Genomic DNA, 7633 nt, shown 5'->3' with positions numbered 1-7633 from the left:
GAAGGTGGGTGTCGTGGAGACAGGTGGGGGTGCGGGGGTCTTCTCCTCACGCACCTGGGCCAGCTCCTGGGCCAGCCCGTAATAGCCGCACGCCTGGCGCTGGGCCGCGAGCGACGGGGGGGCCCCGCGCAGGATGTCCACCAGGGCGAAGGGCCCCAAGGGAGAGGTCTCCGGTTCACCGTCGGTGAGGGTCCGGACCCGAAAGTCCTCCTCCTCGGTGAGGAGCGCGAGCGCTTCGCGGACCTCCTGGGCGGGGGCGGGGGCCTTCGCGCGTCGGCAGAAGTCCGACACCGCCACGGCCACCGGCGTGGGTACGTCGTCAGGCTGCCGTCTTCTCTGCCAGGGACTGATCATGGAAAGGTTCGGAAAAATGCTCGTTTACGAGGGCGGTTGCCTCTATCGTCGCCGCCAGACAGGTGTCAATGAGCCAGTCCGACCCCAATGTAAACAGCCCACGTGCGACGCAAGTCGATCACCGTGGTAGTCAGGGGAGCGGGCGCTGCCTGAGGGCGGCAGGCGATATTGGCTTGCGGGGCGGGCATCCCAGCCTCAACACATGTGGTGCTCCAGAGATTGCAGATGACGACCCATAGCCATTCCCACGCCCATTCGCACGACGACGACAAGAACAAGGACGAGGTGCTGGCGCGCTACATGGCCCAGCATGGCCTGAAGAGCACGCGTCAGCGCAGCCTCATCATCGACACGTTCTTCGCTGTCGGCGGTCACCTGTCCGTGGAGGAGCTGTGGAACAAGGTGCGCGAACAGGACACCAAGGTATCGGTGGCCACCGTGTACCGGACCATGAAGCTGCTGAACGAGTGCGGCCTGGCCCACGCGCGCAACTTCGGCGACGGGCAGACGCGCTACGAGGCGGCCGCCGGGCGTGAGCACCACGACCACCTCATCTGCACGAGCTGCGGCACCATCGTGGAGTTCGAGAACGACCGCATCGAAACGCTCCAGGACGCGGTGGCGCGCAAGCACGGCTTCACGGTGACGTCGCACAAGATGGAGCTGTACGGCCTCTGCCGCGAATGTCAGATCCGGGGCGGCCCCCCGACGACGGAGGCGTGACCCCGGTGAAAGCGCGCGCCCTGGCGTGTGCCGTGGCCGTGGGGATGCTGTCGCTGTCCGGGTGTCACCGGGGCGGGCCCGTGGACGCAGGGCCCGCGTTCTACCGGGCGCTGTTGCTGCCGTCGGTGGGTCCCACCCGCTACGACCCCCGGCAGCTCCCCGGCAAGGTGGTGCTGGTGTCCTTCCTGGCCACGTGGTGTTTCCCGTGTCTGGCGGACCTGCCCACCCTCAAGAACCTCCAGGCGACGTACGGCCCCCAGGGTTTTCAGGTGGTGGCGGTGGGCATGGACCTGGACGAGGGCCGGGTGATGGCGCCGTTCGCGGACCACTACGCCTTCCCGTACCCGGTGCTGGTGTCGGATGAGCGGATGCGCGCAGGGGAGAGCGCTTTCGGGCGGATCCGCGCGTTGCCCAGCACGGTGCTCCTGGACCGGCGTGGCCGGGCGGTGGCCGCGTGGCAGGGCGTGGAAGGCCAGGCGGACGTGGCGAAGGCCATCGAAAAGCTGTTGAAGGAAGACTGAGTCTTCGTGCCGGTGGCCGGTGCTTCTGACGGTGCTACAGGGCTGGAGCGGAATTCTTGCGGGCAGGGGGGCCGCTGGTACCTTCGCCGGCGTTCATGACGTCTCGGCGAAAGCTCCTGATGGCGGCGGCGGTGGTGGCGGTGGCCTTGAGCCTGGCCTCGGTGGCGGACGCCAAGGGCTTCCGGCGTTACCTGCGCCTGCGGCAGGACGTGGCGGGGCTGGATGAGCGCAACCGCGCGCTGGCCGCGCAGAACGACGCGCTCCGCCGGGAGATCGCCGCGCTCCGCAAGGATCCGGCGACGCTGGAGCAGTCCGTGCGTGAGGAGCTTGGCTACGTGAAGCCGGGCGAAATCGTCTTCCACCTGGAGTCGCCATGACCTCGCTGCCCTCGGTGCCCTCTCCGGCGAAGCTCGTGCGCGCGTTCTTCCGCGCGATCCCCGCGGCCGTGGCCCTGGCGACCTTCGTGCATCTGGCGCGGGGTGGCTTCCGCGGCCTGCACACGCTGGGGTGGACGGAAGCGGCGCTGGTGGTGGGGTTGTTGGTCGGCATCGGGATGGCGGCGTGGCGCCGGGCGATGCGCTCCTCGGTGGGCGCCATCATCGACATGCGCGACGACCTGGAGCTGGGCGGCGGGCTCATCTCCGCGGCGTTCATCGTCGTGGCGATTGGCGGCACGGAGCTGTTCCCCATCGTCTACCTGTTGATGGCGTTCCTGGTGGCGTTCCTGCCGCGCAACGCGGGCATGACGCTGCTGGGCGTGGCGCTGGTGTACGACGGGCTGGTGACGCTGGGCGGGCCGGTGGTGAACGTCACCAGCTTCCTGACGCACACGTTGTTCCTGGCGCTGTTCGCGGGGCTGTACCACCTGGTGCTGTCCGCGCGGATGGCGGTGGCGAAGCGGGCGGAGTCGGACGCGGTGCAGAAGCGCATCCGCGAGGTGGAGGAGCGCGCGCGCACCTTCCGGCTGGTGAGCTCCGGGACGCAGGACAGCTTCAGTGGGATGAGCTCCGACGAGAAGTGGCTGGTCGCGTCGGTGAAGGAGATTGAAGGCGCGGTGCACGCGGCGCTGGAGATCGCGGAGACGGGCCTGCGCACGGACACCTGTGCGGCGTTCCTGCTGACGTCGGATGACCGGAGCCTGAAGCTGTACGACTGCCGTTCGCCCACGGAGCGGGTGCAGCGGGAGAAGTTCAACGCGGGCGAAGGCATCATCGGCGGGGTGTTGAAGCGCCGGGCGCCGGTGCGGATGAACTCGCCGCAGGGGCTCAAGGGCGTCACGTACTACGAGAGTGGCGGCCCCACGGTGCAGGCGCTGCTGGCGGTGCCCATCCTGGAGGGCAGCGGCCTCGTGCGCGGCGTGCTGGTGGCGGACAAGCTCAAGAACGAGCCGTTCACGGACCAGGACGAGAAGCTGCTGACGACCATCGCCGGGGAAGTGCTGCGCTCCATCGAGGTGGAGCGGGTGATGAGCTACATCCGCAAGACGCGCGACGAGAAGGACCGGTTCTTCCGGGCCATCGAGGAGCTGAACCGCGCGGGCAGTCCGGACCAGGTGTTCGTGGCGGTGCTGGAGTCGACGCGGCAGTTGGCCGGGTTGGACTTCTGTGCGGTGACGCTGGTGTCGGAGCAGGAGGGCAAGCGGGTGCACCGCGTGGTGCGGATGTCGGGCGTGACGGCGCAGGGCAAGGCGATGGAGGGCCGGACGTTCCCGGACAACAACGGCCTGGTCGCCAACGTGGTGCGCTACGGGGCGCCGCTGCCGGGCCGGGACATCAAGGCGATGGACCGCCAGGTCATCTTCGATGAGGAGACGCAGGTGCGCGGCCTGGGCGCGCTGAAGATCTTCCCGCTGGTGGCGGGGGACCGCATCCTGGGCACGCTGGTGGCGGGGTCGCGCAAGAAGGCGGCCTTCGAGCAGGACGTGCTGCGGATGATTGAAGTCATCGCCATCCAGGCGGCGCAGGCGGTGTTGCGCGCGCAGCTCTACGAGCAGATGGAGAAGATGGCGACGACGGACGGCCTCACGGGGCTGCTCAACCACCGCACGTTCCAGTCGCGGGCGGACGAGATCCTGGCGCAGGCGCGCCGGTACAACCGCAAGTGCTCCATCGTGTTGACGGACGTGGACCACTTCAAGAACGTGAACGACACGTACGGGCACCCGACGGGAGACCAGGTGCTCAAGGGCGTGGCGCGCATCATCAAGACGCTGGCGCGGGACACGGATGTGGTGGCGCGCTACGGCGGCGAGGAATTCGTGATGGTGATGCCGGAGACGGACGCGCACGGCGCGAAGGTCATCGCCGAGCGGATCCGCGAGGCGGTGATGGCGGAGGTGTTCCAGACGGAGATGGGCCCCCTGCGCATCACGATGTCGCTGGGCATCTCCACGTTCCCGGACAACGGGCAGGAGAAGCAGCAGCTCATCGACCTGTCGGACCAGTGCCTGTACCACTCGAAGCGCAACGGCCGGAACCAGGCCGTGACGGTGGCGCAGATGCAGGGTGGCCGGAAGCTCCAGGCGGTCGCGGAGTAGTTCCGTTCAGTCGAGGTCCGCGAGCTGCCCTTCAGCGAGTTCGCGGTAGTAGGGCACGACCTCCACGGCGAGCACGTCCCGCATCTGCTGGCGTGCGCCGTCCAGGTCGCCTTCGTCGCGGAGGCGGTACATCCGATGGAGGGCGTCGCCGATGCGCCGGGAACCTTCCGTGATGCGCTGACGCATCCGGTGGAGCAGGGCGGTCGCCCCCTCCGGAGTGCGCAGTCCGGCTTCTATCTCGGCGGTGGTCATTGCGAGGGAAGGGCCAGACCGTCGCAAGAGCCCGCGCAGGGGTTCATCCAGGGCGACGGTTCCTTCCTGCTGGGCCCGGTTGTCGAGCATGCGGAGTTGGTGCCAGTCGCCTTCGAGGTCTTCGACCATGGCCTTACTTCCTGCGGTCCGGGGAGCATGCGCGGAAGGGCCACTCGTGCTGCCCTTCGCAATACCGCAGGCAATCGTAGCAGCCCCCTTTCCATCCCTGATTCTTGCAGTCCACGTAGTTGCGGATGCACACCTGCTTCCACTCAGGAAGCTGGGCAAGCCCGTCCTCGACGTCCTCGGCCAACCGAGAGGCCTCGTACGCAGTCTTCAGGATCGTGAGCACCGCGAGGGCTTCTGCCTCTGATGCGCCGCAGCTATCGACAGGGCTCAAAGGGTGCTGCTTGACGCAGCAACTCAGCGTGGAGTCCGCAGGATTGCAGGACGCCAGCGAAGCGGTCGCGCAGCCTTCCGTGAGGACTCCTGCCACGAGCAGGGCGATCCAGGCCCGACACTTCATGGCCCCCATGTTATTCCCAGCGGCGGATACTGTTCTCGATGAGCCCGATTCCCCTCGCCGTCACCACCAGCACGAAGACCGACGTTCCCACGGTGCGCGAGGCGCGGGCAGTGGCGCAGCGGTGGGGCCTTCCGTTCCTCCCGCGCCGCTCCAGCGAGGGCATCGCCCCGTGGCTCGGCACGAAGGTGGACGCGCTGCTCGTCGTGGGCGGTGATGGCGTGACGCTGTGGGAGCCCGAGGGCTCCTTCGCCTTCCACGCGGGCATGGCGCACCTGCGGCGCATGCGGTTGCGGCAGGGCCAACGGGACGACACGTTCCTCAAGCTCGCGGAGCTTGTCCCCGGGGATGCCGTGCTCGACTGCACCCTGGGCCTGGGGCAGGACGCGCTGGTGGCGTCACTCGCCGTGGGGCCTCAGGGCAGGGTGGTGGGCCTGGAGAAGAGCTTGGCCCTGTGCGTCGTCGCCGCGGAAGGACTCCAACGCTATGAGCGGGGCGAGGACTCCTGCGCCATCGAAGTCCACCACGCGGACGCGCATGCGTACCTGAAGACCCTGCCCGCGAAGTCCTTTGACGTCGTCTTCTTCGATCCGATGTTCGCCAAGCCCAAGAAGGCCCAGCCCGCGTTCGACGTGCTGCGCCGCTTCGCGGAACACGCGCCCCTCACCCCGGAAGCCCTGGAGGAGGGGAGGCGCGTCGCCCGCCGCTGGGTCGTCGTGAAGGGCGCCCGCCACACCGACGACCTGCACAAGCTGGGCATCGAACCCGCGCCCACCTCGCGCTTCAGTGAAGTCATCTGGGGCCGGCTGCCCGCGACGCCGTAGCGCCGCCTACTCCTTGCCCGACCCCTTCGGCGGCCCTTCGCTCCCCAGCGGGGACATCTTGCTCGACAGTGCTCCGGCCTGCTCATGCGCCATCAGGTCGCGCGGCGAGCGGTAGTACTGCATCGGCGAGTGGTGCAGGAAGTTCGAGACGCGGCTCGTGTACAGGCACGCGTACTGCTCCACCTGGTAGCCGAACCGGCTGTTCTCGTTGCCTTCCTTGAACAGCAGGCCCCAGTACGGGTTGAAGCCCTCCTCCACGTCACGCTCCAGCGTGTCCGCGATGCCGTTCGTCTCCTTCAACGACTTGCGCAGCTTCTCCAGCTCCGCCTTCGTCTTCTTGCGCAGCTCCTCCGCCTCCAGGCGCTCCGCCTCCGGCAGCTCCCCGCGCTCCAGCCGGCGCTCCACGGAGTTGAGCACCGTCTTGCGGTGGTTCACCTCGTCGTCCAGCCGCGCCCGTGTCAGCTCCACCTCCGACAACGTGCCGATGTCCGCGCGCCGCTGGTCCGTGTACGTGATCTCGTCCTCGATCTCCTGGACGACCATGCACGTGCGCCACAGCGACGACTTCTTCGACTTCAGGATGTCGCCGTAGATGTGGTCGCCCACGTAGAGGATGTGCTCGCCCCGGTAGCCCGTCATCTCCTCGAACTGGGCCAGGTTGCCGCCGGAGTACACCGTGCCGCGCTCCAGCGACTTCGCCTCGCCCACGACCTTGCCTTCCTCCGTCGTCGAGTCCAGCTCCAGGAACGGCCGGTTCTCCGTGAAGAACGCCGGCTTGCCCGCCGCCGTCACCGTGAAGTCGAAGTAGTTGCGCCAGCTCGGGTACTCCGGAAGCTGCCCGTCCAACAGGTAGCGCATCACCGCGTTCGTGTAGTCCCACGCGGAGTTCGTCAGCAGGAACAGCCGCTTCCCACCCGAGCGCAGCTTGTGCAACGCCGGCCCCAGCTCCGGGTCCAGGAACACGTAGCGCGCCAGGTCCTTGCGGATCTCCCGCTTGAGCGAGTTGTCCCGGTGCACCGTGTCGATGGCCTCCCGGATGTCGTCGTAGAGCTTGCCGTACCCCACGGTGTGCCCCATCGACTCCATCAGCTCGATGATGCCGGAGAAAAGACATGTCTCCGGCAGCGCGAAGAGCGTGTCGTTCCACGCGAACTGGGGGTTGCGCAGCCGCACCCGCTTGTTGCGGTACAGCTCCTTCCACGCCTCGCGCTTGAGCGGCCGGAGGCCGTGGTACGCGCGCCCCACGTGCCCGAAGCGATCCATCTTCAGGACGTTGCCGTTCACCCGGTCCACCGCGAGCCCGCGCATCACGAAGTGGTGGTCGTAGAGCAGGCCGCCAATGAAGGGCGGATAGCCGTACTCGCTGATCATCTTCGCGATCGTCATGTCGAACGACAACTGCTCCAGCCGGCGCATGTGGTAGATCGCCAGCGTGTAGTCCATGTCGAACCCGATGAGCTCGACGTGGTCCATGCGCAGGTTGCGGTTGACGAACACCTCCCGCGCGCGTGGCACCTGGGCCGCGGGCTCCCGGGGCGTGGACAGCAGCCGGCCAAGCACCTCGTCGGTGAGCAGCTCGTGGGCGCGGTGCGCGGCTTCGTCGGCGCGCTCCCGGTTGATGGAGGAACGGAAGCTCCCGTGCAGCGGATCCACGGAGGGTCCGCCCGGGATGGGCCTGGTGGGGGAGAGGATGGACGGCACGGGACCGCAAGACATAACACGCAGGGCTCCCGGCCGCCCCGTCCTTGCGGGCTTCGCACGGGGCTGGCACGCTCTGCCCCCGATGCGCTCCTCCCGTCCATCCCCGGCCCCCGCCGAGGACCTCCACACGCGACTGTCCGCACGGATCGCCGCGCTGGAAGATCGGGTGCGTCGCCTGGAAGCCCGCCTGCTCCTGGAG

7 protein-coding genes and 1 pseudogene are annotated in these 7633 nt (G+C 68.1%); 5 read left to right on the top strand and 3 right to left on the bottom strand.

Going from position 1 to position 7633, the window contains the following annotated elements; genetic code table 11:
• Positions 1-354 (bottom strand): annotated as a pseudogene (locus D7V88_RS36235) (hypothetical protein); the annotation flags it as partial.
• A 225-nt stretch (positions 355-579) separates the two neighbouring features.
• Here D7V88_RS36235 and D7V88_RS36230 point away from each other — a divergent pair.
• The 4 genes from D7V88_RS36230 to D7V88_RS36215 all read left to right on the top strand — a co-directional run bounded on the left by D7V88_RS36230 (position 580) and on the right by D7V88_RS36215 (position 4134).
• Positions 580-1077, top strand: a complete 498-nt coding sequence (locus D7V88_RS36230; RefSeq protein WP_208726694.1) for a Fur family transcriptional regulator — start codon at positions 580-582, stop codon at positions 1075-1077.
• A gap of 44 nt (positions 1078-1121) precedes the next feature.
• Positions 1122-1598, top strand: coding sequence for a TlpA family protein disulfide reductase (locus tag D7V88_RS36225; RefSeq protein WP_372241159.1), 477 nt, complete (start codon positions 1122-1124; stop codon positions 1596-1598).
• A 95-nt stretch (positions 1599-1693) separates the two neighbouring features.
• The gene (locus D7V88_RS36220) at positions 1694-1975 is read left to right on the top strand and encodes an FtsB family cell division protein (RefSeq protein ID WP_120537483.1); all 282 of its coding nucleotides are present in this window, start codon (positions 1694-1696) and stop codon (positions 1973-1975) included.
• Entirely contained in the window at positions 1972-4134 is a 2163-nt protein-coding gene (locus tag D7V88_RS36215; RefSeq protein ID WP_120545153.1) for a sensor domain-containing diguanylate cyclase, read from the top strand. The genes D7V88_RS36220 and D7V88_RS36215 overlap by 4 nt, the downstream gene beginning before the upstream one ends.
• Before the next feature lie 6 nt (positions 4135-4140).
• Here D7V88_RS36215 and D7V88_RS36210 read toward each other — a convergent pair whose 3' ends face one another.
• Positions 4141-4515, bottom strand: a complete 375-nt coding sequence (locus tag D7V88_RS36210; RefSeq protein WP_120545152.1) for a DUSAM domain-containing protein — start codon at positions 4513-4515, stop codon at positions 4141-4143.
• A gap of 435 nt (positions 4516-4950) precedes the next feature.
• On the opposite strand from D7V88_RS36210, the gene D7V88_RS36200 reads away from it, so the two are divergent.
• The gene (locus D7V88_RS36200; RefSeq protein WP_208726693.1) at positions 4951-5733 is read left to right on the top strand and encodes a class I SAM-dependent methyltransferase; all 783 of its coding nucleotides are present in this window, start codon (positions 4951-4953) and stop codon (positions 5731-5733) included.
• Between the two features lie 6 nt (positions 5734-5739).
• Here the strand turns inward: D7V88_RS36200 and D7V88_RS36195 are convergent, their stop codons facing one another.
• A complete protein-coding gene (locus D7V88_RS36195) occupies positions 5740-7449 on the bottom strand; it encodes an HAD-IG family 5'-nucleotidase (protein ID WP_120545150.1) in 1710 nt (569 codons plus the stop codon).
• Between the last annotated feature and the right edge of the window lie 184 nt (positions 7450-7633).

The organism is Corallococcus terminator (genome assembly GCF_003611635.1).
Classification (GTDB): Bacteria; Myxococcota; Myxococcia; order Myxococcales; family Myxococcaceae; genus Corallococcus; species Corallococcus terminator.
The sequence above is the reverse complement of the archived record's forward strand: the minus strand, read 5'-3'. Positions and strand labels throughout refer to the sequence as shown.

Bases quoted from the DNA above. Each gene is read 5' to 3' on its own strand.
- D7V88_RS36215 (WP_120545153.1), top strand. From the start codon at position 1,972: ATGACCTCGCTGCCCTCGGTGCCCTCTCCGGCGAAGCTCGTGCGCGCG.
- D7V88_RS36210 (WP_120545152.1), bottom strand. From the start codon at position 4,515: ATGGTCGAAGACCTCGAAGGCGACTGGCACCAACTCCGCATGCTCGAC.
- D7V88_RS36200 (WP_208726693.1), top strand. From the start codon at position 4,951: ATGAGCCCGATTCCCCTCGCCGTCACCACCAGCACGAAGACCGACGTT.
- D7V88_RS36195 (WP_120545150.1), bottom strand. From the start codon at position 7,449: ATGTCTTGCGGTCCCGTGCCGTCCATCCTCTCCCCCACCAGGCCCATC.
- D7V88_RS36220 (WP_120537483.1), top strand. From the start codon at position 1,694: ATGACGTCTCGGCGAAAGCTCCTGATGGCGGCGGCGGTGGTGGCGGTG.
- D7V88_RS36230 (WP_208726694.1), top strand. From the start codon at position 580: ATGACGACCCATAGCCATTCCCACGCCCATTCGCACGACGACGACAAG.
- D7V88_RS36225 (WP_372241159.1), top strand. From the start codon at position 1,122: ATGCTGTCGCTGTCCGGGTGTCACCGGGGCGGGCCCGTGGACGCAGGG.